The organism is Bacillus sp. 5w2 (genome assembly GCF_054353775.1).
On record NZ_JBTIWT010000012.1, the window covers coordinates 44,607 to 69,544 of the forward strand.

At 34.0% G+C, this 24,938-nt stretch carries 28 protein-coding genes and 3 pseudogenes; 5 read left to right on the forward strand and 26 right to left on the reverse strand.

Translation table 11 applies throughout. The annotated features are described in order from the left end of the window. Positions 1–9: 9 nt before the first annotated feature. The 3 genes from kynA to kynU are packed head-to-tail and all read right to left on the reverse strand — an operon-like array spanning position 10 to position 2,801. Positions 10–849: a tryptophan 2,3-dioxygenase gene (gene kynA, locus ACXY7N_RS19180; protein ID WP_000661967.1), complete on the reverse strand. Its 840-nt coding sequence runs from the start codon at positions 847–849 to the stop codon at positions 10–12. 33 nt (positions 850–882) lie between these two features. Further along, positions 883–1,512 carry an arylformamidase gene (gene kynB / locus ACXY7N_RS19185; RefSeq protein WP_016134666.1) on the reverse strand — a complete coding sequence of 210 codons (630 nt, stop codon included), beginning with the start codon at positions 1,510–1,512 and terminating at the stop codon, positions 883–885. A 2-nt stretch (positions 1,513–1,514) separates the two neighbouring features. Beyond that, positions 1,515–2,801, reverse strand: a complete 1,287-nt coding sequence (kynU, locus tag ACXY7N_RS19190) for a kynureninase (RefSeq protein WP_016134667.1) — start codon at positions 2,799–2,801, stop codon at positions 1,515–1,517. Positions 2,802–2,960: 159 nt separating this feature from the next. Between kynU and ACXY7N_RS19195 the strand changes: the two genes are divergently transcribed. Further along, positions 2,961–3,572, forward strand: coding sequence for a TetR/AcrR family transcriptional regulator (locus ACXY7N_RS19195; protein ID WP_488592562.1), 612 nt, complete (start codon positions 2,961–2,963; stop codon positions 3,570–3,572). A 35-nt stretch (positions 3,573–3,607) separates the two neighbouring features. Here the strand turns inward: ACXY7N_RS19195 and ACXY7N_RS19200 are convergent, their stop codons facing one another. Next, positions 3,608–4,045, reverse strand: a complete 438-nt coding sequence (locus ACXY7N_RS19200) for an NUDIX hydrolase (RefSeq protein ID WP_016087595.1) — start codon at positions 4,043–4,045, stop codon at positions 3,608–3,610. A 96-nt stretch (positions 4,046–4,141) separates the two neighbouring features. On the opposite strand from ACXY7N_RS19200, the gene ACXY7N_RS19205 reads away from it, so the two are divergent. Beyond that, positions 4,142–4,945, forward strand: a complete 804-nt coding sequence (locus ACXY7N_RS19205) for an arylamine N-acetyltransferase (RefSeq protein ID WP_016134668.1) — start codon at positions 4,142–4,144, stop codon at positions 4,943–4,945. A 27-nt stretch (positions 4,946–4,972) separates the two neighbouring features. On the opposite strand, the gene ACXY7N_RS19210 is transcribed toward ACXY7N_RS19205, so the two are convergent. The 8 genes and pseudogenes from ACXY7N_RS19210 to ACXY7N_RS19245 all read right to left on the reverse strand — a co-directional run bounded on the left by ACXY7N_RS19210 (position 4,973) and on the right by ACXY7N_RS19245 (position 11,071). After that, positions 4,973–5,431 (reverse strand): SRPBCC family protein, encoded by a 459-nt coding sequence (locus ACXY7N_RS19210; protein ID WP_016134669.1) that lies wholly within the window; start codon positions 5,429–5,431, stop codon positions 4,973–4,975. Positions 5,432–5,580: 149 nt separating this feature from the next. Then, a complete protein-coding gene (locus tag ACXY7N_RS19215; protein WP_050582727.1) occupies positions 5,581–5,781 on the reverse strand; it encodes a YczI family protein in 201 nt (66 codons plus the stop codon). 175 nt (positions 5,782–5,956) lie between these two features. Beyond that, complete coding sequence (locus ACXY7N_RS19220; protein ID WP_016134671.1) at positions 5,957–6,214, reverse strand: DUF3977 family protein; 258 nt, start codon at positions 6,212–6,214, stop codon at positions 5,957–5,959. A 112-nt stretch (positions 6,215–6,326) separates the two neighbouring features. Beyond that, positions 6,327–8,178: pseudogene (locus tag ACXY7N_RS19225) on the reverse strand (sigma-54-dependent Fis family transcriptional regulator). A gap of 314 nt (positions 8,179–8,492) precedes the next feature. Beyond that, positions 8,493–8,831: an NIPSNAP family protein gene (locus tag ACXY7N_RS19230; RefSeq protein WP_016087589.1), complete on the reverse strand. Its 339-nt coding sequence runs from the start codon at positions 8,829–8,831 to the stop codon at positions 8,493–8,495. Between the two features lie 27 nt (positions 8,832–8,858). After that, the gene (locus tag ACXY7N_RS19235; RefSeq protein WP_016087588.1) at positions 8,859–9,401 is read right to left on the reverse strand and encodes a GNAT family N-acetyltransferase; all 543 of its coding nucleotides are present in this window, start codon (positions 9,399–9,401) and stop codon (positions 8,859–8,861) included. Between the two features lie 12 nt (positions 9,402–9,413). Next, positions 9,414–10,184 (reverse strand): DeoR/GlpR family DNA-binding transcription regulator, encoded by a 771-nt coding sequence (locus ACXY7N_RS19240; protein WP_488592563.1) that lies wholly within the window; start codon positions 10,182–10,184, stop codon positions 9,414–9,416. Between the two features lie 230 nt (positions 10,185–10,414). Continuing rightward, positions 10,415–11,071 carry a DUF4085 family protein gene (locus tag ACXY7N_RS19245; protein WP_016087586.1) on the reverse strand — a complete coding sequence of 219 codons (657 nt, stop codon included), beginning with the start codon at positions 11,069–11,071 and terminating at the stop codon, positions 10,415–10,417. 221 nt (positions 11,072–11,292) lie between these two features. Between ACXY7N_RS19245 and ACXY7N_RS19250 the strand changes: the two genes are divergently transcribed. After that, complete coding sequence (locus ACXY7N_RS19250) at positions 11,293–11,889, forward strand: hypothetical protein (RefSeq protein WP_016087585.1); 597 nt, start codon at positions 11,293–11,295, stop codon at positions 11,887–11,889. A gap of 82 nt (positions 11,890–11,971) precedes the next feature. Here ACXY7N_RS19250 and lpdA read toward each other — a convergent pair whose 3' ends face one another. From lpdA to ACXY7N_RS19285, 7 genes are all read right to left on the reverse strand, one after another. Next, positions 11,972–13,351 carry a dihydrolipoyl dehydrogenase gene (lpdA, locus tag ACXY7N_RS19255; protein WP_488592564.1) on the reverse strand — a complete coding sequence of 460 codons (1,380 nt, stop codon included), beginning with the start codon at positions 13,349–13,351 and terminating at the stop codon, positions 11,972–11,974. A gap of 15 nt (positions 13,352–13,366) precedes the next feature. After that, complete coding sequence (locus tag ACXY7N_RS19260) at positions 13,367–14,566, reverse strand: dihydrolipoamide acetyltransferase family protein (protein WP_016087583.1); 1,200 nt, start codon at positions 14,564–14,566, stop codon at positions 13,367–13,369. A 27-nt stretch (positions 14,567–14,593) separates the two neighbouring features. Next, a complete protein-coding gene (acoB, locus tag ACXY7N_RS19265; RefSeq protein ID WP_016087582.1) occupies positions 14,594–15,628 on the reverse strand; it encodes an acetoin:2,6-dichlorophenolindophenol oxidoreductase subunit beta in 1,035 nt (344 codons plus the stop codon). A gap of 17 nt (positions 15,629–15,645) precedes the next feature. Then, entirely contained in the window at positions 15,646–16,644 is a 999-nt protein-coding gene (gene acoA, locus ACXY7N_RS19270; protein WP_016087581.1) for an acetoin:2,6-dichlorophenolindophenol oxidoreductase subunit alpha, read from the reverse strand. Between the two features lie 169 nt (positions 16,645–16,813). Next, positions 16,814–17,293 (reverse strand): DinB family protein, encoded by a 480-nt coding sequence (locus ACXY7N_RS19275; protein WP_016087580.1) that lies wholly within the window; start codon positions 17,291–17,293, stop codon positions 16,814–16,816. 41 nt (positions 17,294–17,334) lie between these two features. Beyond that, positions 17,335–18,531 carry an MFS transporter gene (locus ACXY7N_RS19280; RefSeq protein ID WP_488592565.1) on the reverse strand — a complete coding sequence of 399 codons (1,197 nt, stop codon included), beginning with the start codon at positions 18,529–18,531 and terminating at the stop codon, positions 17,335–17,337. A gap of 110 nt (positions 18,532–18,641) precedes the next feature. After that, on the reverse strand, positions 18,642–19,601 hold the full coding sequence (locus ACXY7N_RS19285; RefSeq protein ID WP_016087578.1) for a helix-turn-helix transcriptional regulator: 960 nt from the start codon (positions 19,599–19,601) through the stop codon (positions 18,642–18,644). A gap of 136 nt (positions 19,602–19,737) precedes the next feature. Here ACXY7N_RS19285 and ACXY7N_RS19290 point away from each other — a divergent pair, with 136 nt between their 5' ends. Both ACXY7N_RS19290 and ACXY7N_RS19295 read left to right on the forward strand, forming a co-directional pair. Then, positions 19,738–20,583 (forward strand): oxidoreductase, encoded by an 846-nt coding sequence (locus ACXY7N_RS19290; RefSeq protein WP_016134679.1) that lies wholly within the window; start codon positions 19,738–19,740, stop codon positions 20,581–20,583. A gap of 40 nt (positions 20,584–20,623) precedes the next feature. Continuing rightward, a complete protein-coding gene (locus ACXY7N_RS19295) occupies positions 20,624–21,142 on the forward strand; it encodes a GrpB family protein (RefSeq protein WP_098878904.1) in 519 nt (172 codons plus the stop codon). A 26-nt stretch (positions 21,143–21,168) separates the two neighbouring features. Here ACXY7N_RS19295 and ACXY7N_RS19300 read toward each other — a convergent pair whose 3' ends face one another. The 7 genes and pseudogenes from ACXY7N_RS19300 to ACXY7N_RS19330 all read right to left on the reverse strand — a co-directional run bounded on the left by ACXY7N_RS19300 (position 21,169) and on the right by ACXY7N_RS19330 (position 24,938). Further along, positions 21,169–21,765, reverse strand: a complete 597-nt coding sequence (locus ACXY7N_RS19300; RefSeq protein ID WP_098560194.1) for a uridine kinase family protein — start codon at positions 21,763–21,765, stop codon at positions 21,169–21,171. A 39-nt stretch (positions 21,766–21,804) separates the two neighbouring features. Continuing rightward, positions 21,805–22,216: pseudogene (locus tag ACXY7N_RS19305) on the reverse strand (DUF4181 domain-containing protein). Positions 22,217–22,315: 99 nt separating this feature from the next. After that, complete coding sequence (locus tag ACXY7N_RS19310) at positions 22,316–22,699, reverse strand: DUF4181 domain-containing protein (RefSeq protein ID WP_016087572.1); 384 nt, start codon at positions 22,697–22,699, stop codon at positions 22,316–22,318. A gap of 19 nt (positions 22,700–22,718) precedes the next feature. After that, positions 22,719–23,159 (reverse strand): annotated as a pseudogene (locus ACXY7N_RS19315) (NUDIX domain-containing protein). Between the two features lie 27 nt (positions 23,160–23,186). Then, on the reverse strand, positions 23,187–23,510 hold the full coding sequence (locus ACXY7N_RS19320) for a DUF4181 domain-containing protein (RefSeq protein ID WP_082181410.1): 324 nt from the start codon (positions 23,508–23,510) through the stop codon (positions 23,187–23,189). A 68-nt stretch (positions 23,511–23,578) separates the two neighbouring features. Further along, complete coding sequence (locus ACXY7N_RS19325; RefSeq protein ID WP_488592566.1) at positions 23,579–24,403, reverse strand: PP2C family serine/threonine-protein phosphatase; 825 nt, start codon at positions 24,401–24,403, stop codon at positions 23,579–23,581. After that, positions 24,387–24,938, reverse strand: a complete 552-nt coding sequence (locus ACXY7N_RS19330) for an HIT family protein (RefSeq protein WP_116363406.1) — start codon at positions 24,936–24,938, stop codon at positions 24,387–24,389. Before ACXY7N_RS19330 ends, ACXY7N_RS19325 begins: the two co-directional genes overlap by 17 nt.

Here is a 24,938-nt window from a genome sequence, read left to right on the forward strand (position 1 = left end):
GGTTTGTTTTTATAATTTCGTGCGAACATTCCATAGCTCTGGGAAGAATCGTTGATCAAGTACTCGTTTTAAATAAGATACACCAGAAGAGCCACCTGTTCCCATTTTATGTCCGATAATGCGTTCTACCGTTTTCATATGACGGAAACGCCATTGTTGTAGCCAGTCTTCAATATCGATTAATTTTTCAGCAAGCTGATATAAGTTCCAATATTTTTTTACATCGGCATACACTTCTAACCATGCCGCTTCTACAGTTGCATCTTCTTCATAAGGCTGCGTAATATCACGATTTAGCACATCTTTATGAATAGGGAATCCTTCTTTTACCAGAGCTTGTATTGCCACATCATATAAACTTGGTGCATGTAGCGCTGTATGAAGTCGAGCGTGTAATTCTGGATCCTTTTCATAAATTTTTAATGCATGCGGTGTTTTATAGCCAAGTGCATACTCAATCATACGATATTGATACGATTGAAACCCTGAAGCTTGACCGAGTGAATCACGAAACTCAATATATTCTGATGGTGTTAATGTCGCAAGAATATCCCAAGATTGAATAATTTGTGATTGAATTTTTGAAACACGTGCTAACATTTTAAAAGCTGGTTGTAATTTATCTTGTTTAATAGATTCAATTGCAGCGTTTAACTCATGTAAAATAAGCTTCATCCAAAGTTCACTTGCTTGGTGAATCACGATAAACAGCATTTCATCATGATGGTCTGATAATCTCTTTTGAGAAGATAGTAAACTATCTAATTGTAAATACTCCCCGTACGTCATATTCTCTTTAAAGTCCGTATGAATCCCTTTTTCCATAATTACCTTTTCATTTTCTTTCATATTAGCCAAACGCCCCTTTATATATATTTCTACTTATATTGGTCTAATAACTGCTCGAACTGGACTTCCATCTGCATCCGTTAAGGCAAGTGGTAATGCGATTAGTTCATAATCACCGTCTGCTACATGATCTAGTACGACATTTTCTAAAATGTGTATGCCATGTTTAAACAATTGGTGATGCGCTTCTAATTCTTTATCATCTAATGGATCAACTGAAGGTACATCCACCCCTATTAAACGAATTCCTTTTTCAGAAAGAAACGGTGCAATATCAGCACGTAAATGCGGAATTACATCTGGGAATTCATTCACTTTACCATGTGAAGATGTGCGTAACAACAATCGTTCTACACCTTCTAAATGAAAGTTTTCCAATTCCTTTTTCCCAATGCTTTCAAGATTAGAGACATCAATGATGCGCGCTGGGCCGACATAAACTTGAACATCTAAATCTATTACTTTTTTACCTTGATTATCAAAATGAAAAGGTGCATCAATATGGGTGCCTGTATGAATACTCATCGTTAACTTTCCGACATTTACTGATCCACTCTCTTCTTTTGACCATGATACTTCATACGAGAACGGTGTATCTCCTGGCCAAGTGGCAATATCATTATTTAGCGGTTGTGAAATATCAATCCACTCTGATACTTTCATACTTATGCCACAACCTCTCGCTTATTTTCGAAATTCTTATATTCTTCATCTTTCATGATTTTCTTTAAAATTTGAACAGAATGCCATACTTCCTCGTATGTGTTATATAATGCAACTGGCGCAAGTCTTACTCCATTTGGCGCCCGGAAATCTGGAATTACTCCATTTGCTTTTAACGCTTTACAAATACGCGCTGCTTCCGAATGCTCTAAATAAATATGCCCGCCTCGTTTTTCATCCTCTAATGGATTTCCAATTGTAAATCCGCAATCTTTTAATTCGTGATCAATTAAATCCAGCATGTATCTTGTAATATGTAGGGATTTTTCACGTAAACGTTCTATACCAGCATCTTTAAAAATTTCAAGAGAACCGATTAAAGGTGCAGTACTTAATACATGCGGTGTACCAATTTGATAAGCGCCTGCATGATCAGCTGCGGTTAAAGTATGTTCCATATCAAACTGCTTATCTTTTCTAGAACTAAACCATCCAGATAATCCTGGAAGTCTATTAAAATGTTTATTATTTATATAAAGGCCCCCAACACCACCAGGTCCTGCATTTAAATATTTATAATTACACCATACAGCGAAATCAACATCCCACTCTTTGAACTGATGCGGAATAGAACCGATTGAATGACATAAATCAAATCCAATATGAATTCCTCGTTTATGAGCTTCCGCTGTTAAACGTTTCATATCAAGAATTTGACCACTTCTATATAAAACAGAAGGTAATAAAATTAAAGCGATATCATCTTCCATTGCCTGAATAATATCATCTTCAGAAAGTGTTCTACCATCTCGGCTTTTCACTCGTACTAGATGCTCTTCTGGATCTAATCCTTTTAAACGAATTTGACTTTGAAGCGCATAAATATCTGATGGAAATGTTAGTTCATCCGCAAGAATTTTTGTGCGTATTCCTTTCGGCTCATAGAAAGTTGCGATTACTTGATGAATATTCGTTGTCGTGGAACCGGTTACAATTGTTTCTTCCGGTAAGGCTCCAATAAGAGGTGCGGTCAATTCACCTAATTTTTCTGAAAGGAAAAACCATGGATGTTCTCCTTCTGTCCACCCATCAATGCCATACTCTTTCCATGAATCTAGTAAAGTAAGTAACGATTTCTCTGCTCTTTTTGAAAGTAAACCTAATGAGTTTCCATCTAAATATATTGTTCCTTCTTTTTTATAAAATTCAGTTTGAAAATCTTTCAGTTCATCATGTTTATCACATTCAAGCGCATACTCATAAGTTGGTTGAAATGGTTCTTCATACATGGTGTCACCTTCTTTTAATTTTCTTTTTATTCTAACTAATTGAAATATATCACCTTAGTTGATATAACGTCAATGATATTATGTCAGTTGACTTTATATATGAGTTTCTTTTACAATACAGTTATATTTTCAGATATTTCAGTATAAAGAGGTGATTCTTTGAAAAACAGTACTCTTTCATCAAGAAAACACCGCTCCTTAGAAACAAAAAAGAAATTATTACACTCTGGTTACACTATTTTTATTCATAACGGATTTCAAAATACGACAATTACACAAATTATTAAACACGCAGAAACCGGTTATGGAACGGCATATGTATACTTTAAAAACAAAGATGATCTCCTCATTGTTTTAATGGAAGATGTCATGAATCAATTTTATGATATTGCTGAGCGTACTTTTTCTCCTGAAACAAAAGAAGAAGCACGTATAATGATTCAAAAACAAGTTAAAGCATTCCTCCAATTAGCAGAAGAAGAACGAGCTATATTGCAAGTTGTGCAGGAAGCTATAGGATTATCAAAAGAGATACGTCAAAAATGGGATGAGATTCGGGAACGCTTTATAAACAGTATTACGCAGGATATTACTTACTCTCAAGAAAATGGGTTAGCATATCCTGAATTACATAAAGAAATTGTAGCACGTGCTTGGTTCGCGATGAATGAGATGTTTCTTTGGACGATTGTGCAAAATGATAAAAAGATTGACTTAGAAGAGGTTGTACATACGTTAACTGAGATGTATACGACAGGGTTATATAAATAGCACACCTTCAATAAATAAGGTGTGCTATTTTACATCTATAAAAATATTTTATCTGGGTATGGTAACGCTAAAAGCGGCTTTTCAGATAAAGAGAAATATTGTAGTTTTAAAGATTCACCATCTATTGGTTTTAGCTCGCCACTAGTAACTTCACACTCAAACACAACAACTATATATTCTACTTCATCGCCATTCGGATATGTATGACGGTACTCTTCTCCTCCAAATACCCCTTTTTGTTTTTTTACTTGCACTTTCAATCCTGTTTCTTCCCAAACTTCCCGAACTACTGCTTCTTCTGGAGTTTCCCCAGGTTCAATTGCTCCAGCTGGCAAACTCCAGTATTCCCCACCAGGAAATTGAAACAAAATATCCCCCTGCTCATTTTTTATAACAGCAGCTACACTTGGCATGAAAATTAGTTCATGGCCTAATTGCTCTCGGATCTTTTTATAATATAGCGACATAGACATTTAATTCTCTCCTACTCCAATAATAAACAACTGTATTTTCTGACACCTATTGTATAATAATACCAATAACAATTTCTATATAGAAAGGATAAGAAAATGACCCAAGTACAACTAATAAATAGCTTTCTATCATTTTTAGGTACGACAAAACAGCCTACTAGCTTAAAGTTTTTAAATGAGCTTATTAAAGCTCATCAAGAAAAAATAAAATGGGAAACCCTTACTAAAATAATTGACTGGGAAAAGGGTAATGAAACAGGTAATTATTTTCCTTCCATTGAGACATACATAAACCGTATTACAACAAAAGGTCTCGGGGGTACTTGTTGGACGCACTCGATTGGATTCCATTGGTTATTATCAAATCTTGGTTTTGATGTTCATTATATGTATATGGCCCCCGCACATTTATGCTTACGAGTTAACTTAGACCAACCATATTATGTCGATGTCGGTTACTGTACGCCTTTATTCCAAGCTTACCCACTTTATGAATCATTTCAAGTAAGTAATGTAAGAGAAACTTTCACTTATGAAGTCTCAAATAATAGGATTAAAATTGCTAGAAATCCAGGTCCAGCAAAGATCTTACATACAGAGCCAATACATTTATCAAGTATGAAAGAACTCATTACAAAGTCTAACGATTGGCATACATCTCCTGTATTAAAGAAAATTCAGATTTTCGGTTATATCGATGGTATTCCAACTTCTATTAATGATAATGTTTTAAAACGATATTTCCAAGGTAAGAAAAGAGAACAAATCATTACATCTTCTGAACTTAATTATTGGATAACAGAAAGATTTTGTGTTGATAAAGAAATATATGAAAGAGCTATTGAGATTTTCAATGAAAAATTTTCAAACAGTAAAAGCGTTACTCATGAGATTGAGTAACGCTTTTACCTTAATATATTTTTAATATTAATCTTCTTTATGATAAGCAGCTTCTACACATTCTGCTAGACGTTCCATTTGTTCCATAGTTAAACCTCGTGAAATCCAGCCTGTTAACTTATACATCATTTTATAATAAAAATTACTAGGTTCATATTCTGAAATTAATGTTAGTGCTGTACCTTCCTCATCTTCTTCTAACATATAAGTCATTGCTGAATATCCTTGCTTCATTTCACTACCAAGTGAAATAATATGCGGTGCATCGTATTCAAGGATTTCTACTTCAGCCTCGAATATTTTCTTACCGACTTTTTGAACAGTAATATATTTATCTCCTACACGTGGATTCTCTTTATCCATATTTGAAGGATAGCGATTTTCTATTATAAACGTATTCCATTCTTTTATTTTTTCATCTTCTATTATGTAGTCACATACAACATCCAATGGTGCTTTTATTACTATTTCAATTGCAAAACTCATTATACTGCCCCTCTCAAATACCCTATCCATTTCTATTTTAACTAAATCATTATGCCATATTTTATATAGTGAAATACAAGTAGAATTTTAACTTTTTATTGTGAGGGGGATTCAATAAATGATCATTTTTTATTAATTTAAAAACTTATTCATACAAAATATTTTATTAAAGATACAACAATTAAAAACAAAGCCACGAGTAGTAAAGCAATCCCTATACTTCTATTTTCTTTTTCGTTATTTTTTAAATTTTGCACGCCTATGCTAACTAACATAAACCCTAAAAGCGTTTGTAAAATTAGCATACTCAGTTCCGAAGTATCATTCCAACTATAAATGGAATACCCCATTATAATAATTGCAAGTAAAACAGTTACGATCCTATTCGTACGCAAATCCTCCCTTTTTAAAAAGAAACCGCTAAGTTTCCTTAGCGGTTTTATTAACAATTTATATTTAGTAAATGTGCTTTTCATGAATTTGATATAAGTCAAAAGAATTTCCTGTCCAATATAACTACGCATGTTAGCCCACTTTTTCTTTATCCAGTCTACTTACAATTCCAACTATAAATTTATATTCAATCCTCCTCTTCTTAACCTTTTTAAACCCTTCTTTCGTATCAAAAATTAAACATATTTTCCGAAACCACATTCGTACGTATAGTGACTCAAAATAAATAGGTTTTATAATTCCTCTTTCCTCAAATTCAGTTCCATCTTTATTTTCAGTTTCCGTTCGAACAAACCACCTATTTCCGATGCCAATTTCAATATACTTCACAAAAGTCCCCCTTTCGGGAATTAATTTCTAACTATTCTATTATTTCCCCGGTAAGCGCACATTCCGACAGAACATGAGCCCACAAAGAAAAAGTAGATTACAAAAATCTACTTTATAGCTTATATTTTTGCATTCGTTTATAAAATGTACTTCGAGGTACATCTAAAAGTTTGGCAGCTAATGAAACATTTCCGTTTGTCTTTTCTAGCGCTTCAATCATGCTATCACGCTGTATTTTTTCACGGAAATTTAATGTATGCTCCGTTTTATTTTCTGCTTGCAATGCAAGTTGATGTTGATTTCCCATCATAGTTTGTAATAAAAAAGAGATTTGTTTTTCGCATATTTCGCGACCTTGCGACAAAATGTAAATGCGTTCTAATACATTTAATAATTCTCGAATATTTCCGGGCCATGTATGCTGAGAAAATTGATTACAAATACTTTTTGGAAATACAACATTCCAATCCTTTCGTACACAAAAATGTTGTATGAAGTACGGAATATCCTCTTTTCTTTCTATTAACGATGGAACATATAGGGGATAAACATGTAAACGATAATATAAATCTTGACGAAATTTCCCTTCTTCTACTAATCGCAGTAAATCTTTATGTGTCGCAGTAATAATGCGAATATTTACTGGTACCTCTTTTGAACTGCCAATTGGGGTTACTGCTCGTTCTTGTAAAACACGTAATAATGCCACTTGCATCTCTGGTGGTACTTCACCAATTTCATCTAAAAATATTGTTCCTCCGTCTGCTTGTTCGAATTTCCCTTTATATCCTTGGCGCCGCGCACCTGTAAACGCTCCTTCGGCATAACCGAACAATTCACTTTCCATTAATTCTTTTGGTAATGAACCGCAGTTAACAGCTATAAAAGGACCATTTTTTTCTTGGACTATTTTCATGAATCGCTCTCGCTACATATTCTTTCCCTACACCTGTTTCTCCGCATACATATACACTAGCGTCAGTTGGAGATACAAGCTTAATTTCTTCTAAAGTATGTTGAAATGCCTTGCTTGTCCCAATAACTCCAGGGAAAGTAATTCCGTTTATAAATGGGGAAGTAGCAAATAAATTCCCTTGTTTTTTTTCCTTTACATAAATACATTTCCCGATCATTCTATCATTACTATATACTGGTACTTCTAATTTAGGTTTCAACCCATTGTGCATTAAATCTTCAAGTTTCATTCGTGACCAATTAGAGACTCGTTCCCGAACCCTCTTGCTCGCAGAAACGATAACATCACGATGATTACAAATGACAACTTGTTCTTCACTGTCAATTACATCTAAAAAACGATGGATTAAATGTAGTTCATTTTGATGCACTCGAATACTACATTCACGTTCAATCGCATGTGCAATCGAAGTGACCATCCCGAGCATATATGGATGTGAAAATTCAATTGGACAGGAGAAATCTAGAACACCAATTAATTTCCCATCATCATTATGAATGGGAGCGGCCGCACAGCTCCAGCTATGAGATGCGACAGAATAATGCTCTGTTCCACTGATCATAATAGCCTCTTCAATCTCTAAAGCTGTTCCTATCGCATTTGTACCAACAGCTGCTTCCGTCCATTTCACACCTTCAATGAAATTAATATGTTTCGCTCGTTTCAACGTTTGTTGATTTCCACTTAATGATAGAACGTAACCGTCTGGATCAATTAATAATGCCATCATTTGCAGTTCATCAATGGTTTTTCTCATATTTTGTAATTGAGGTATTGCTATATCAAGGAAGATTTCACTCTTTTTCTTTTGATCCTGAAAAATATTAGAAGACAAAATTTTCTGACCTTTATTCATATGAGGATTCACATTTGCTACTTTACATCGATGCCATGACTCTGAAATTCTTTCGTTTATACGGTTCGAATCAAGGACTCCTTCATCAACAAATTTTTTCCATGTATGTAAGTAAAACGGTGAAGCTAGCATTGTATCATCTCCCTATTCATTATTTTGGAGATCTGTAAAAACATACTTTTTTTATAAAACCGAATAAAAGCGTTTTCAATACAACTAGAAAGACGACACAAATATGTTAATAATTTGAATATCTTAATGCACTTCTTTATTCTTTTTTAGTAGAACTATATTTTGTATAATGGACGCAAAGAAAATACATAACCAAAACCACTTTTGTGGAGTATCATTTATAAAGAAAACTATGACCGTTATTGCAAATAAAATGGTAGACGCTAAACTAAAATATAATTTTGTTTTAATTCCCATTATCCCCCACCTCTCTATCACTTTACAGTACATACTAACTCTTCATTTTTCAACTCTACTATGTACTCCTGTAAAACATATTCTTTCCCGCCATGTTTTTCATACCAATCATGTATTCTTTTAACATGTATCTTGTCGCTTCTAATTTTCGATTCAATTTCTTTATACTGTTCATAACTATCATATTCCCATATGGCGAATATTTCTGTTGTACCATCATTATTATCTTTCATCCAGCGTCCTATTAGCCTAGAGCCATACTTTAACTGATTAGGTAAGTTCGTGTTATTAAAATGCTCGTTAAATATTTCTATAAATTCATTCTTTACTATATAGTACTTCCTTCTATAAAACATATATTTTCACCTCTTTTATGAACAGACTCAAATACACCTTCCCATTGCTACCGTATTATAATACTTCCCATCCGACAGTCTTTTATCATTTTTCAAAATACCTTCTACTTCAAATCCTAATTTTTTATAAAGTTGAATGGCTTTTTCATTTGTCTCTAACACTTGTAATGATATCTTTTTCACTTCATTTTCATCAGCCCACTGAATAGATTGTTGCAATAGTTTCTTACCCATTCCATATCCCCAAAACTCTCTTAAAATACAAACGCCAAACTCCACTTTATGGGCTAATCTCTTTAAATTGGATCCTTCACATCTTGAAAACCCTACGATTTGGTTGTGAACTTCTACAACTAAAAAGAGATTCTGCATCTCTTCACTATCTGCTTTTATTATTTTTTGAAAACCTACCTTATCTATAAATCCCTCTCCAGCTTCTCTATCCATATTTTCAGTTTCGCCATCGATCTGAACTCTAATCTTCGATAATTGCTCAGCATCCGTTTCAGCCGCAGAACGAATCGTATAAGCTAATCCATTTATATGAAACTCTTGTCTTTTTATAATCATTTCAAACTCCTTTTAAATGCAGTCTATTGATGCTATTACAATTTCTTTACCTTGTTTCTCAAATTCTTGAATCGTTTCTTTACTAGCGTCTCCATCTGTTATTATAAGGTCAATTTCTATCAGTGACTCTCCTTTTATAAAGCAGTCTATTCCAAGTTTAGTATGAGGAGCTAAACAAATGTTTCTTCTAGCAATCTTACTTACTGTTTTACTAAAATAAGCAACTTCCGGCGTTGCAGTACTTATACCATTCAATGAAATGCCGCCACCTGTAGAAAAATACAGATCAATTGAGAATCTACTTATCAATTCTGAGGCAAGTGTATCTGTCATATTTCCTGATGGTTTCACCTTTCCACCAATTAAGTACGTATCAATGTTCTTATATTCCCGTAACGTACTGGCAATTTCTATAGAATTTGTAACAACTGTAAATGATGTTTCAGGTAAATACTTTAACATCGCATAATGAATAGATGCCCCGCCAATAAAAACGGAATCTCCTTCTTGTATGTAGGATGCAGCAACTTTCGCAATCGCATCTTTCTCTATTGAACGATCACGATAACGTTTCGATGGTTCGTCGGCTAAGTTTCTCACTCGCGCGAGTTCAACTGCACCTCCGTGCGTTCTTTTTAATAAACCATCCTTCTCCATAATAGACAAATCTCTTCTTATAGAATCAATAGACATATCGAAACTTTCCGCAAGATCTTTAGCAATTACCCTTCCATCTTTCTTAAGTAACTCTAAAATTTTCTCTCTACGCTCTTCAGTAAACATCTTCCCACCACCGTTATTGAAGATTCAGAAATTTTATCTTTATTTTAATTATATGCACACTTCTTCCGTTTTACAATATTTTCAACTCTTATATTTTCAGCTTTATACAGTTTTGTTCCTCTTTTTATCCCATTACATTCAACACCGAATAAATGTATATTGATAATTTAGCATCTAAATAAAAAACAGTCATATAAGACTGTTTTTTATTTGTAAAGTTATAAAGTTTACTAGTTACCTATCTCCAGCAATACATTATTTGCACAAATCATCACTTCTTCAAATGGACAATCAAATAAAACCCCTAGTTCAAAACCCTCTTCAGCAAGGTCTATTTCATGACATAACCACCAAGCACCTTCAAAATTTTCCGGAATAGAACATTTCGTTACCCCTGTGAAAGTTACTTTAAGTTTATCAAAATCACTGAAAGTACCACTGCAATCTAAAGTTATAATTAGCGTATCTTCTGATCTTCTCTCTACTAATTTGACTACACTATCATGTAGTGAGTATTCATGTAGTTGAACGACATTCTGCGCGAGCTTTTCTTTTATAGTATTATAATTATCTATATACGCTTCTTCTAAATCATTCATTCTTTTCTCATAATCTACTGTCCACTCAAGCATAAGTTTCTTTAATTTTTCCGGTGGGTATTCTGAATTAATTGTATTGTCATGAATGTATGGATGTAGTGACTTAGGTAGGAATTTTAATAAATCTTCTTTCTTTTCTTCCACATCTTCTCTCAAACTTTGCTTATAATCCATTCCTACCTTTTCGCTTTCTCGCAACATCTCTTCCCATTCTTCTAATGTTTCTGAGAAAATTAAAAATCCAGATACTTGCATTTCTTTATACCAATCTTTATTGAAATACCTCAATGGCTTTCCTCCTAAAACATTTTAACATCCAGCAAAAACGATATATCTATTTATTATATCATTCCAATAACTATTTTTTCTAAAGAAAAAATGCAAAACTGTAAATATTCCGCCTTTTATTTCTAAAACTTCAGAATATTTACAATAGTTCATAATTAGAATACATTTTACTAGTACAAAGATTCATCTGTACAAAAATCTAAACAAAAAGGGATGGTTATATGTTGAAGAAATTAGTAGCAGGGACATTAGTAGCGGGATTTGCATTAACTGGAGGATTAGGTGCAGTAAGTGCTGAAGAAAAAAGTAACACAATTAAGTCTTTTGATTATTTAAAAGTGGATGAACAGAATGTTAAATCACTTACAAAATTAAGTGATCAGGATAAGAAAGACATCCAAATTACTATGGTATTACCAGAGCAAAATGAAAATGGAGATTGGCTAGCTTATGGTTTTACTAGCCGTGATACATTAGATGCTTATATTGAAAAGGATAAAAAAGTACTTAAAAATAAAATTAATCCTTTAGGTAGCGGTGCTGGTAGTACTGATTTTTATGAACATAAAGATAAAGGCGGACAATATATTTACTGGAGCAGCGGTTTTAAAAACTTACCATCTAGCTGGAACGACAGAATTTCCTCTGTAAGTACAGCATCACCTTCTGCAAGTTATTCGACGACACTTTGGGAGCATACTTCTACACAAGGATATGGAAAAGGTGTTGTATTTAAACACGCTGATTGGTACGGTAAAACTGCTAATTTAGCTGCTGATTGGAACGATATTACTTCAGCGATTGACGTAAAAAAATAATAGGATATTCAATTTCTTCTGTAAAAATTCAACCCACTATTCTCTCATTCATTTAGAGAATAGTGGGTTATTATATTTCCATTTAAGCATGTATAGCATGTCCTACGGCTTGCAATAACGCTTCATGAATCGCTTCAGATAAAGTTGGGTGTGCCGCAATATAATCTCTCATAATATCAGCGGTAACTTCTGTATGAATCATTACAGTTCCTTGTCCGATTAGTTCGGTTGCATGAGGACCGATAATAGAAATCCCTACAATTTCTTGATATTTAGGTTCCACAATGACTTTTACTTTACCCGTTTGTTCTCCAATAATAAGCGCTTTTCCGTTTGCTGTAAAAGGACATTCTCCGATAAGAATATCACCATATTGCCCTCTTGCTCCTTTTTCTGTTAAACCGACGCTAGCAATTTCTGGAGCTGTATACATACAGCGAGGTACAGCATGATAGTTTGCCTTCACATCTTCCCCACTCGCATGTAGCGCTGCTGTCGTTCCTTCATGGAAAGCAACGTGAGCAAGCTGTATTCCCCCAATCACATCACCTGCTGCGTAAATATGTGATACATTTGTTTGCATATGTTCATTCACTGAAATTCCTTTATTTGAAAATTGAACACCTATTTTTTCTAAATCTAATTCTTGTACTCGTGGTTTTCGGCCGACAGAAACGAGAACATATTCCGGATTGGCTTCTTGGATACTTCCTTCATATTCAAATGAAGCTTGCTTCTTATAATTATTTAATCCTTTTAAAGCTGCTCCTGTAAATATTTCTACGCCATCACTTTCTAGTTTCTTTCTCAATATATGTGCGATATCTTCATCCTCATCAGGTAATAATTGCGGTGCCATTTCGATAATCGTAACTTTTGTTCCGAGACGACTATAAATACTTGCAAACTCGCAACCTATGACACCACCGCCAACGATTAATAATGATTTCGGTATGTTTTCTAGGGACATTACATGGCTACTATTTAAAATCCACTTCCCATCAAATGGAGCAAAAGGTAATTCTGTTGGTTCTGAACCTGCCGCAATAATGAACAGTTCTCCATCTACTACATCTTCTTTATCACCGTGTGTAACTCGCACACGGTGATCCGTTTCAAATTTCGCTTTACCTTGTATAACTTTTATTTTATTTTTCTTCATTAAATATTGAATTCCTTGGACGAGCTGCGTTACGATTCGTGATTTTCTCGCCTGCATTTGCTTCCAATCAATTGATATACTTCCTTTGTTAAGCGTAACTCCATAATTATTCGCTTTTCTCACAATGTCATGCACTTCCGCACTTTCTAACAATGATTTCGTAGGCATGCAACCGACATTTAAACAAGTCCCGCCAAGATTAGCTTCATCAATAAGAGTGACATCTTTTCCATTTTGAGCCGCGGTAATTGCCGCTACATAACCAGCAAGTCCGCCCCCAATAACAACTAATTTACTCATTCTCTCACCTTCTCTTTATAAAAGAATTGTTACAGGTTCTTCTAAATAACGTTTAATTGTGCGTAAAAATGCAGCTGCTGGTGCACCGTCTAGTACACGATGATCGAATGTTAAACTTAAAGGTAACATACTACCTTTTTTAATTTTTTTCCCTTTATATACCGGAACATGTTCAATTGCCCCAACACCTAAAATACCTGCTTCAGGTGTATTTAATACTGGTGTGAAATATTCAATCCCAAAACTACCTAAATTACTAATTGTAAAGGTTGTTCCTTGCATATCATCACTACTTAAATTACCTTCTCTTGCTTTTTGTGCAACGTTTTTAATTTGTTTAGATAACTCTACTAAAGATAGATTATTAGCAAAACGGATAGCTGGAACGACTAGTCCCTTTTCTAACGCGACCGCCATACCTAAATGAACATGTTCAAATTGATGAATGGTATCATCTATATAAGCGCTGTTTATTTCTTTATGCTCCCCAAGCGCTAATACAACAGCACGAGAAACGAGATCCGTAATAGTTAGTTTGTTATCGTATCTTTTTTGTACAACTTCTGCTATTTCTTTATGTAAAGCAACTAAATCTGTAACATCTACTTTCATCGTTAACGTTAATTGCGCACTATTTTGTAAGCTGGCCTGCATACGATTTGCGATTGCTTTCCGCATACCAGTCACAGGAATTACTTTACTGTCTTCTTGTTCAAGTACTTCTGGAATTGCTACTCTTTCTTCAAGCGCCTTTAATACATCTACCTTTGTAATTCTTCCACCTGGACCTGTACCAAGTAACAATCTAATATCAAGATTTTCAGTTTTCGCAATTTTCTTCGCTACTGGAGATATTTTAACTCTTTGCTTCGTCACATCTATCACATATGGTTCTGGATGTTGGACCTTTTTAGGTTCTGGATTAGATGTTTTTTCTTCTTCAACATTTGTACTTTCATAGACTTCTACTTTTTCGTTCGGTTTACCGATATAGCAAATTACAGTGCCAGGTGGAACTTCTTCATCTTCACTTACAGCTATATCAAGAACAGTTCCATCAGCTGGTGCTTCTATTTCAGTTTCGATTTTTTCCGAGTTAATACTAGCAATTAGTTCACCTTTTGCTACATGATCACCCGCTTTAATATTCCAGCTCGTAATACTACCTTCTTTCATCGCCATACCTAACTTCGGCATTACAACTTCTACAGCCATGTTTCTCTCTCCCTTCTCATCGTTTTATTACACATGTAATACAGATTGGTCTCCGATCATTTCTGATACAGTTTCGATTACTTTCTCCGGCGTTGGTAAATATAACTTTTCAAGTGGTGGTGAGAACGGAACTGGTGTATGTGGTGCTGTAATTCGTTTAATAGGTGCATCTAACAAATCGAATCCTTTATCCGCTACAATTGCCGCAATATCTGTTGCAATACTACATCTTGGATTTGCTTCATCAATGACGATAAGACGGTTTGTTTTTTCAACAGATGCTAAAATCGTATCTTCATCAAGCGGTGATAAAGAACGTGGATCGATTACTTCTACTTCAAGTCCTTTTTTCGATAATTGCTCAGCCGCTGCAAGTGCTGTATGAACTTGTTTTCCAATTGCGACGATTGTTACGTCAGAACCTTCACGTTTCATATCTGCTTTTCCTAAAGGAATTGTATAGTACCCTTCTGGCACTTCACCTTTCATATTGTAAAGTGTTTTATCTTCAAAGAAGATTACTGGGTCATCATCTTCAATTGCCGCTAATAATAAGCCTTTTGCGTCATACGGAGTAGAAGGAACGACAACTTTTATACCTGGAATGCTCGTAAATAACGCGTATAAACTTTGCGAATGTTGTGCTGCTGCGCTAAAACCAGCACCGTGCATCGTACGTACTGTAACTGGCACTTTCGCTTTACCACCAAACATATAACGGAACTTTGCACCTTGGTTTAATACTTGATCAAGACAACTACCGATAAAGTCATTAAACATTAATTCAGCTATCGGACGTAAACCAGTTGCCGCCGCTGCCATCGCTGCTCCCATATAACCTGCTTCTGAAATTGGTGTGTCTAAAATACGATTTCGACCAAATTCTTGTACAAGTCCTTTCGTCACGCCAAGTACACCGCCCCATGCTTCATCATCTTGCAAGTGATCAACTTGTGCACCGCCTGCAACGTCTTCACCTATTAAAATTACATTTTCATCACGACGCATTGAAATTTTCATCGCTTCATTAATTGCAGTTGACATACTTACTGTTCTAGTCATTATTTTTCACCCTCCTCTTATTTGTAAGAAACATATACATCTTTTAATAATTCTTCATCCTCTGGATATGGACTATTTTCACTAAATTCAATTGATCTTTGCACTGCTTCATCTACTGCCTTTTCCATATCGACAAGTTCAGATTCAGTTAATAAAGCTTCATGAATTAAATGCTTACGGAAATTCACAATTGCATCTTTTTCATTTAAATGTTCTTCTTTTTCTTCTGAAGTTTTATACGTTTGTGCTTCACCTTCGAAATGACCGTAATTGCGATATGTCATACATTCAATTATTGTTGGACCACCGCCATTACGTGCGCGCTCCACCGCCTCTTCAGCTGCTTTATATACTGCAAGTAGATCTTTTCCATCCACTTGAATACCAGGAATATTGTAAGCTTTCGCTCGATCTGCAATGGAATCACAACTTGAAGCATATTCAAATGTCGTTGCTTCGCCATAACCATTATTTTCTGCGATAAAAATAACTGGTAACTTCCAAATCGCTGCTAAATTAACTCCTTCATGGAATGTTCCTTCATTGTTTGCTCCGTCACCGAAGAAGCAAACACTCACATCTTTCGTTCCTTTATATTTAGCTGTTAATGCTGAGCCGCAAGCAAGTGGAAATCCTCCGCCTACAATCCCATTTGCACCAAGCATTCCTTTATCTAAATCGGCAATATGCATGGAACCGCCCTTCCCTTTACATAACCCAGTCGCTTTCCCAAAAAGTTCAGCCATCATACCATTTAAATCACAACCTTTTGCGATACAATGACCGTGCCCTCTATGCGTACTTGTAATACTGTCACTATCTGTTAAGTGGGCACATACACCAACTGCTACCGCTTCTTCACCTGCGTATAAATGAACGAAACCTGGCAGAACGCCTTGCGCGAACAATTCATGTACCTTATCTTCAAACTTACGAATCTCTAACATTTTTTCATACATCCAACGAGCTTGTTCTTTCGTAATTTCATTTCCTTTACTTTCAGTTGTTTTTAACATGTCCAGCCCTCCTATTTTCTTGTTCATCTTTTATATTGCAAGTACTGTGCCAAATTCTAATCCCTGATTTAATAGGTTTTCTCTTTTCTTTCATAATAAAAAAGTGGACAAAATGAGACATATGTCTCGTTTTGTCCACTTTTGTTCACCAAATTTGAGAATTATTATCTTATTCATTATCAAAACTCTTCTGTAACTTCCGGATGTAAATAATTTGACCAATATGATAAGCATTATGAGTTGTTACATTTGCTAACACTTCCCACCACTTAGCAGAGACAGGAAATCCCACTACATCACTTTCAACCTTCTCTTCATTTATAAGCTTTTGCCATTGTAATAGTTTCTCTAGTAGTTTTTCTCGTAATTCATCAAAAGTTTGATTATCTGAAAGCATAAAACTTTTGTTATTATCTCCAATAGCGGGTACGGCATTCACATTTGATTCTTTGTACCTAGTTTGCCACGTTGAGTTCCAGTACAGTAAATGTTGTACAATTTCAGCTATACTATTACTCTCTTCATTCGGTTTCCAAAAAGCTTCCCTCTCAGATAGATCTTTAACTGCATCTGAAAATGGAATATACCAACTAGGATCGTTTGCATTCGCTAATAATTGATCTGCTATTAGATCTTTCACATGTACCACTTTACGTCTCCCCTTTAAAAAGATTCATTTCATGACAATACTCACTTCTCTAAATACGCTGAATTTGTAAGATTTCCTCTTTTTAAACGCAATCCCATACATATACACATAAAAAAACCGAAAGCACCTAATCCATAAGCTGCTGTATAACCACTTGTCCCAATAATCCAGCCAGCGAGTCCTGGTCCAATCATTTGACCAACTGCATAAAAAACAGATATAAAACTAATTGCCATCGATACATACTTTTGGGATACTTGCTTTGATGCTGCAACTTGAATTAATAAAAGGATACCACCGAGGCTAGAACCCCAAATTATTGCCGATACGATAAAACCCATTATATTTCCAAAAAGAATTGGCGCCACATCACCTATTACAGCTAATAAAAGTGCAATACATAACGTTTTCTTTATGCCAATCCGATCTGAAATCAATCCCCAGATAGGAGCTCCTACTATTGAAAACATACCAGCAATTGCATAAATCGTTCCTGACATTGCTGCCGAAATACCACTATCAATCATAAAACTAGTTTGATATAAATTCGGAATTAAGTAAACAATTCCCACAATAAAATACATCCATGCAATAACATATAGTTCTTTTGTTTTCCATAAAAACGATTTATGATTCCTTTTTTCCTCATCGTCTGTTACATCTGGATTTTTCAAAATAATTGAAGCAATACATACTACGATACATGTAATAACGCCAAACAAAAACCATACACCACGCCAACTATACTCAGGCAATGTACGTACTACATAAGGAACAATTATTCCACTAAATAACATACCTATGCCAGCACCGCTTAATAACAGCCCCATTACAGTTCCTCTTTTGTCCGGAAACCATCCTACCGTTATTGACATGAGTGGTGTATATACTAAAGCACTACCAGCTCCAGTACATAGCATACAAATAGCGACTAACCAAAATAAAGAAACAAAAGCTAATCCCAATAAACTTACAACAACAAGCCAACTCCCTATTAATAAAACTGATTTCGCGCCAAAACGGATAGTAAATATTCCAGATGTTCCTACAGTTAATAAATAGCCTAAAAAAAGTATAGTTCCTAACATACCTGATTGAGCTGTAGATAAGTGAAGCCCCTCTTGCATAAATGGCAATATAATTCCATATGCCATACGTGCAAAACCGGTTGTTGTTATAATCAGGAACATTCCTATTAATACAAATACCCAAAAGTGATGTTCATTCCGTTCGTTCATTTACATTCCCCCATAAAAAGTTATTTTCAATTGGATGTTGATTGTAATTATAATGACCATTACAAAAAGCAACTACCAAATGACGGAGGAGTTTACGGTATAACGGATTTTTAATACATACGTAAAATTTCAGAAGGATTTATTCCATATTTCTTTTTAAATGACTCTGAAAAGTGACTAATATTTTTGTACCCAACAGCGACTGCTGTTTCAGTTACATTATTAGTTCCCAAACGTAATAAAAACATCGCCCGTTCCATTCGCTGTTCTCTTAAATATGCAAATGCAGATGTACCAAATACCTCTTTAAATCCCAGTTTTAATTTATAATCATTTAAACCTACTAACTGAGCTAATTCTAATAATGATGGTGGTAATTCCATCCGTTGCACTAATATTTCTTCAGCACGTTTTATTTTATTTATATCACTTTTTGATAAAACTCTTCTTTTTATTTCATTACGATTCTTTAACAAAAACCTCCCAAAATGTATGGAGAGTAATTCAAGCACTTTACTTTCAATTTCTAGTTGATATATACGATCTTGATGTGGAAAGTCTATCATTTTTGAAATAATATTAGCTGATAGAGAGTCAATTGGACTTTGCAACTTTTTAAAGGAGTGATTACCTAATAGGGCGTGAAAATTAAGCATTCCTTCATCCGTATAATCCAGCATAAAATGATTAAACAATGGTACAGGGATTCCAATAGCTAATGAATATAGAGGCTTCTCTTTTTCATATTCAAATAACACATCAAAATCATTCATAAAATATAAATAGCTATTTCCAGGCTTTAATTCATGCGAAGAATGACCTACTTGTACCTCCCCAGAACCTTGAAAACAAAAATTAAGCTCCACCATTGCTGCATCTGATGCAAATTGAATATGGTGATTATTACAGAATTGAAAATTTGAAAACACAATTTCCATTCCAGAAAACGAGGTCCACCTTCGTACTTCACCTTTACCTAATATTTTTGGTACATTCATATATCTTTCATCTGCCATTTGTAATCCATGAAAATATTTATGAAAAATATCATGAAAACCGTTAGTCCTCATGAAATTCACACTCCTTTAATAAATAAATCATTAGTTAATTGATAATTATTTTCAATTATAACAAATATCTTTATACAATAAATAGCTTTTCGCAATATAACTCGTTATGATAAAAGAAAAAGAAAGTGAGCAAAAAATGAATAAAAAAATCGCAGTTATAACAGGGGCTTCAAGTGGATTCGGACTATTAACTACACTTGAGCTTGTGAAAAAAGACTATTTAGTCATTGCTACAATGCGAAACCTTAATAAACAAGAAAATCTAATATCTCAAGCTACTCAACTCAACTTGCAGCAAAACATAAAAATTCAACAATTAGATGTAACCGATCAAAACTCAATACATAACTTCCAATTATTTTTAAAAGAAATAAACAGAGTAGACCTTCTTATTAATAATGCAGGATATGCAAATGGGGGCTTTGTAGAAGAAATTCCAGTACCGGAATACCGTAAACAATTTGAAACGAACCTTTTTGGTGCTATTTCAATCACTCAGCTTGTTTTACCTTATATGAGAGAACAAAAAAATGGAAAAATCATTAATATAAGCAGTATTAGTGGCCAAGTTGGCTTTCCTGGTCTATCCCCTTACGTCTCTTCAAAATATGCATTAGAAGGCTGGAGTGAATCCCTTCGTTTAGAAGTACAACCTTTCGGAATAGATGTTGCTTTAGTTGAACCAGGTTCTTATAACACAAACATTTGGGAAGTTGGTAAACAACTAGCTACAAACCAATCTGATACAATTTCTCCTTACAAAGATTATATGGATAAAATACAAAAACATATGAATAGCGGTAGTGATACATTTGGTAATCCAATAGATGTTGCTCATAAAATCGTAAAAATTGCTGAATCGAAGCATACGAATTTACGATATCCAATTGGAAAAGGTGTAAAATTTATGATCTTAGCGAAGAAGATTCTTCCTTGGAGATTGTGGGAGTACCTTGTTTTGAGAAGCTTTAAGAAAATGTAATTAACTTTTCCAAATAAATTTTGAAAGAGGTGCTAATTAAATGTTAGGTTTACCGTATGGGAAAGTGTTTTTAGTTCCGTGGTCTGAAGAATGGGAGTTTGAGTTTTTAAAAGAGAAACAATTCATTGAGGAACAAATTGGCGAACATATTTTAGCGATACACCATATTGGTAGTACTTCTATTCCACATTTAAGTGCAAAGCCAATAATTGATATCGCGATCGAATTAGAAGATTATAAGTACGGTTTAACATGTATTAAAAAGTTAGAACTACTAAATTATAAGTATAGAAAAGATGTACTGCCTGAAAGATACTATTTTAATAAAGGCGAGCCACGAACTCATCAAATTCATATGTATGAACACAGGAACAAATATTTAATAGAACAATTACAATTCAGAGATTACTTAATAGACAACAAAACTTCTCGTATTCAGTATGAACAGTTAAAGATTCAACTTTCACGAGCTAATCCTAATGATAAACATCAATATGCAGAGGACAAAACAAATTTTGTTACATCGATATTAGCCAAAATAAATGATAAATTTAAATAAGGAACCATTTAGTAGTAAATGGTTCCTTATTTATTAGTTATCTCATGATTTGTACCATCAATAATAAAATCTGCCAATTTATGTGGCTTATGACTTTCTACATACATATCTTCAGCAACCATCCAATTGTTTTCCCACATATCGCGCGCTGCTTCCCCGTCTCTAGCAATCCCTCTTTTTATCCGTGTTTCACGAGGGCAATTCACCCATATTTTCAAATCATACACTTCAGCCAGCTCCTGACGTGTTGCATATACACCTTCTATAATAACAATTCCGTTTGCAGGGACATTATGAGATTCGGCTAAAGAATCCGTTTCCCAATCATAACGTTTATAACAGCCTTCAACGCCATTACTAATCGGATCTAAAACTTCTTGTAAAAGGCGTTTCCAATCAAAATCTGCACCAATCGATTTATTCGTAGGATGTTCATTTACAATTTGTGCAGATGGTAAATAAAAATCGTCCATATGTACAACCGTTACAGTGGAAAACTTACTTTTTATTTTATTAGCTATCGTACTTTTTCCTGCGCCACCACAACCATCAATACCTATTATTTGTAGTGATTGCTCTACAGACTTCACTCGAATTTGTTCTAATATGTTATTTAACCCCAAACCATTTCATCCCCTCGTTTTATATCTATAGACTTACTTTTACGCTGAAATCGGATCGAAGTAAAGTAGCAATGAAATCATAACTACAAATGCAAGTAAACCTATTGTAGAAAGGATGTATTCTTTCGATTCTCTATCAAATTTCCACTCCATCCATGCGCGTAACGTCCATAACGTTGCAAAAAAAAATGAAAAAGGCATACCCTATGTTTGCATTTTCATCTCTATTAACATAAATAATAATACTTACAAAATAAATAATAAACAATACAATTTCCAATTTTACATGCAAGCTATTTACATGCTTATATCCAAAGAAACCCCTCTTCTCCATATTCAACTTTCTTCTTAAAAATTGCTCTAAAAAATATCCGCCTATAGCAATTCCTATAATTATTATCCAAACAGAAGAATTCCACATGTTCAATCCCCTCCTATTACTACGTTGCATTATTTAAAATAAAGTGGATTACATGACAGTTATCCTTTTGTGAATAACTTACCTTCTCTTCAATTCATCTCATTATTTATACCACCAACAATCATTTTTTTATGCGGCAGTTGGAAAGAAGTAGAAAAGCATCGAAGTCATAAAAGCAAATGTAAATACTCCGATCATCGAAAATATATATTCTTTCGATTCTCTATCAAATTTCCATTCCATCATTGCTCTTAATACTAACGTTCCGCCTAAATAAGTAAAAATGACATAAGCAATATTAACACTTTCGAATTTAAAGATAAAAATAAAACTAGTTATTAAATAAATAAAAAGAAGTCCTATTTCCAATTTTTTATGTAAACTATTTACATGTTTTTTATATCCCCAAAAACCACTCTTTGGCATATTCAATTTTTTTCTTAAAAACTTATCAAAAAAATAAACAGCTATACAAAATACAATACTTATAATCCAAAAAGTAGAAGTTCCCATTACTCCACCTCCTATAACTTTATTTATTTTTAGAAATAAAGTGGACTATATTATGGTTATCCTTTTCTAAATAACTTACAATCCCTTCAGGATATGTTAGCTTCGTTTTTAATCCTTCTATACTTTTCCATATTATTATAATATCCGCATGTTATTTATGTCTTATTTCATTGGTAATTATCTCTTCAACAGTTCCCCCATGTATCAATGTACAGTGATGTCCTTTTTCATTCTTCCACTCAAAAATATGCTCACTCATAATTGCTAACTTTTGAACATCAACTTTCAAATCATATTCTTCCATCAACTCCCGCATTATTGCTTCTTGTGCCGTCTCACCAAATTCAATAGAACCTCCTGGAAAACTGTAAAATGATTCATTCTCATCACATTGAACAAGCACTTTAGAATGATCTTTATTTAAAATCATTACTTCAGCACGTAATTTAGGATTTTTCATTTGTCTCCCCATTCATTCCACATATGATTAAATCCAATAGTTATAAAAGAAAAGATTAAGCATAATTCCTGTTATTATTAATAATGGGACCGTTCCTAAAGAAATGACATATTCCCTTGATTCTTTATCAAATTTCCATTCCATATATGATTGAAAGCAGTATAAAGTTATTAAAAATAAAATGGGTAAATTACTAATATAAATAGGATTTAAAGTGGCACATATCATCGTAATAACTATATAAGAAATGATAAGAGCCCTAATGCCCCATTTATGAGCGTTGTTTACATATTTACTATTCCAGTCAATTTGTTTCGGTATATTTAATTTTTTTCTCACTACTTTTTCCAAAACAACTAAGAAAATGATCCATAATACTAATAAAATTCCTTTAACTAAAAACAGTGATGTCTCCTCCTTTACCTTTTATCCGGTTGATCACTCGGATATGTAGCATTCTCTTTGTTTTCAACGTCCCAACTAATAATTGTCGCACTATCTCGTCCGAATTGATGATGAACGTGCTCTAATACATGATGAACACTTTCTTCAAGTTCTACATTATTTCTATTCATATCATTATACAGATTCAATGGTGTTTCATAATGACGTTCCCTGCATTCTAATACTCCATCTGTAACCATTACAATTCGATTCTTTCCAGTACGTAATTCACGAATGCCTGTTGAATAGCAAGGAACAGGTAAATCAAATGTGTTTACATTTCCAACCCATTCGTAAAAATGACGTTGATTTAATGCATATTGTCCTAACTTATGTAACTCTTCATGAAATACATAAATGAGGCAATCGCCAATAGATAACCACCATATATAATTTTCTTTTCTTACACCTATTAAGCAAGCTGTTTCACCTTTAATGCTTTGGCACTTTTCATTAAATGAAGAGGATTGAAAGATTGTAAGTAGATGATTTTCAACAGATCGAAATACTGTATCAATTGATTCATTCATCATTACTTTTATATGTTCATATTCCTTTTGGATTGTATTTACTACTAAATCAACACTTTCCGCACTATTATGTCCATCTAAAATAGCTGCAAATTCCCAATCACCATTTGACCAAACTAACGCACCATCTTCATTCTTTTTTGCTCCGGCACTTATATTCCCACCATATATACCGAGCACAATATCACCATATTGTTTTACTGAAACTTTGTCTAAACACATCTTCGTATTTCCAACCCATGAATATTGTCTATTATTTGTTGTATGCATATTCACTCACCATATATTTTCGTATTCTTTCGCATAGTTTTTTGATTTTTTCTGCGTCACCATAAGGCGCACCGGTCCATTTCGCCACTTCAGTCGGTGACCAAAACTCTTTTGGTGTATTTGCATAACGCGGTATGATGTGCATATGCATATGTGGTACACCATTTCCTGAAACAAAAGTGTAAATATGTTCCGCACCTTCACTTTCTTTTAGCGCTTTACTTACTCTACTTGTTATAAGTCCGAACGCTTTCGCTTCTTCATCTGTTAGTTCAGCAAGGCCAGGTACATGCCTTTTTATATCTATCATTACATAACCCAAGTATGTTTCTTCTCTATCCCAATGGACATGTCCAACGTATATAAGATCATCTTCATAAATAGCACCACCTGGAACTATAATATTTCCTATATGTTTTTCACAAATAAAGCAGTTTTGTTCTACTTGATTGTTTGTTGACATATCCATCACCAACCTTTTTATATATAATACCACAAAAAAAGGAAAAACAGGATTTATATTCCGAAAATTCAT